1 rRNA gene is annotated in these 2,901 nt (G+C 51.6%); it reads right to left on the bottom strand.

Annotated elements, in window-relative coordinates:
- Position 1: 1 nt before the first annotated feature.
- A 23S ribosomal RNA gene (locus tag DWY37_RS15590) occupies positions 2 to 2,898 on the bottom strand.
- Positions 2,899 to 2,901: the final 3 nt, after the last annotated feature.

The raw sequence follows: 2,901 nt of genomic DNA, 5'->3' as shown, positions 1-2,901 counted from the left end.
TTTGGTCAAGCCCTCGACCGATTAGTAACAGTCAGCTCCACACGTTACCGTGCTTCCACCTCTGCCCTATCTACCTGATACTCTTTCAGGGGTCTTACTGTCTTATAGACAGGGACATCTCATCTTGGGGGGGGCTTCACGCTTAGATGCCTTCAGCGTTTATCCCTTCCGGACTTGGCTACCCAGCTATGGATTTGGTATCCAGCTGATGCACCAGTGGTCCGTCCAGCCCGGTCCTCTCGTACTAAGGCCAGCTCCCCTCAGATATCCTACGCCCGCGCCGGATAGGGACCGAACTGTCTCACGACGTTCTGAACCCAGCTCGCGTACCGCTTTAATGGGCGAACAGCCCAACCCTTGGGACCTGCTACAGCCCCAGGATGCGATGAGCCGACATCGAGGTGCCAAACCACTCCGTCGATGTGAACTCTTGGGAGTGATAAGCCTGTTATCCCCAGGGTAGCTTTTATCCGTTGAGCGATGGCAATCCCACTTTATGCCACCGGATCACTAAGTCCTACTTTCGTACCTGCTCCACCCGTCGGTGTCGCAGTCAAGCTCCCTTCTGCCTTTGCACTCTTTAAATGGTTTCCGACCATTCTGAGGGAACCTTTGAGCGCCTCCGATACCCTTTCGGAGGCGACCGCCCCAGTCAAACTCCCCGCCTGGCATTGTCCCACCGCTGGTTCACAGCGGCTGGTTAGAAACCCAATACTGCAAGGGTGGTATCCCAACAGCGACTCTGTTAAGACTGGCGTCCTAACTTCTTCGTCTCCCACCTATCCTGTACATGCAGTACCGAATCCCAGTACCAAACTGGAGTAAAGCTCCATGGGGTCTTTCCGTCCTGGCGCGGGTAACCAGCATCTTCACTGGTACTTCAATTTCACCGGATGTATTGTCGAGACAGTGCTCAAATCATTACGCCTTTCGTGCGGGTCGGAACTTACCCGACAAGGAATTTCGCTACCTTAGGACCGTTATAGTTACGGCCGCCGTTTACTGGGGCTTAAATTCAAAGCTTCGCTTGCGCTAACCTCTCCTCTTAACCTTCCAGCACCGGGCAGGCGTCAGCCCATATACTTCACCTTTCGGTTTTGCATAGACCTGTGTTTTTGCTAAACAGTTGCTTGAGCCTATTCTCTGCGGCCTGATTTCTCAGGCACCCCTTCTCCCGAAGTTACGGGGTCATTTTGCCGAGTTCCTTAACAATACTTCTTCCGTCGGCCTTAGGATTCTCTCCTCATCCACCTGTGTCGGTTTACGGTACGGGCACATATGGCACAATAGCGGCTTTTCTCGGCAGCCGGTCCGCATGCTTCGCTACTCTAGTTCGCTCCACATCACAGCAAGGACTTTTGTGTGCGGATTTGCCAGCACACCATCCCCTCTGCTTGTACCAGTATTTCCATTCCTGGCTCATGCTTTCCTTCTGCGTCCCCACAGTTCTGACCATATGTGGTACAGGAATCTAAACCTGTTGTCCATCGGATACGCCTCTCGGCCTCTCCTTAGGTCCCGACTTACCCAGGGCAGATCAGCTTTACCCTGGAATCCTTGGATATTCGGCCGGAAGGATTCTCACCTTCCTCTCGCTACTCATTCCGGCATTCTCTCTTCTTATCCCTCCACTGCTCCTTATCGGTACAGCTTCGTCGGTCTTAAGAATGCTCCTCTACCAATCATACTAGGTATGATTCCACAGCTTCGGTGTTGTGTTTCAGCCCCGGACATTTTCGGCGCAGGGACTCTCGACTAGTGAGCTGTTACGCACTCTTTGAATGAATGGCTGCTTCTGAGCCAACATCCTAGTTGTCTTTGAATCCCCACATCCTTTTCCACTTAACACACACTTTGGGACCTTAGCTGGTGGTCTGGGCTCTTTCCCTTTTGACTGTCCAACTTATCTCGTACAGTCTGACTCCCGTTCATCATCTTAATGGCATTCGGAGTTTGATATTCTTTGGTAAGCTTTGACGCCCCCGCGGAAATTCAGTGCTCTACCTCCACAAGACTAAAACGAGGCTAGCCCTAAAGCTATTTCGAGGAGAACCAGCTATCTCCGGGTTCGATTGGAATTTCTCCCCTATCCACACCTCATCCCCACCCTTTTCAACGGATGTGGGTTCGGTCCTCCAACGCCTTTTACGGCATCTTCAACCTGGACATGGATAGATCACCCGGTTTCGGGTCTACTCCTACTGACTATAACCGCCCTATTAAGACTTGGTTTCCCTTCGGCTCCGGACCTTAAGTCCTTAACCTCGCCAGTAAGCGTAACTCGCCGGACCGTTCTACAAAAAGTACGCGGTCGCACATATAAAGTGCTTCCACAGCTTGTAAACACAGGGTTTCAGGTTCTCTTTCACTCCCCTCCCGGGGTCCTTTTCACCTTTCCTTCACAGTACTATGCGCTATCGGTCACTAAGTAGTATTTAGCCTTACGGGGTGGTCCCCGCTTATTCCATCAAGGTTTCTCGTGTCTCGATGTACTCTGGATACCGCCATGTCAGCTCTTCTTTCGCTTACGGGACTTTCACCCTCTCTGGTCTGCTTTCCCAAAACAGTTCTGCTGGAATTGCTGAATCAATTATGCGGTCCGAACCCCGGAATGCACGCACTCCGGTTTGGGCTCTTTCCATTTCGCTCGCCGCTACTTTGGAAATCGATTTTTCTTTCTCTTCCTCCGGCTACTTAGATGTTTCAGTTCACCGGGTTCCCTTCCATACGTTATGGATTGGCGTATGGATACATGAGGTATTCTCATGTGGGTTTCCCCATTCAGATATTCACGGATCAATGGATATTTGCTCCTCCCCGTGACTTTTCGCAGCTTATCACGTCTTTCATCGGCTCTTAGTGCCAAGGCATCCACCCTGCGCTCTTCTTCGCTTGACCTTG

The organism is Roseburia sp. AF25-13LB (assembly GCF_003478915.1).
GTDB classification, from domain to species: Bacteria; Bacillota; Clostridia; order Lachnospirales; family Lachnospiraceae; genus Roseburia_C; species Roseburia_C amylophila.
Note: the sequence above shows the minus strand (reverse complement) of the source record. Positions and strands in the feature narration are given on the sequence as shown.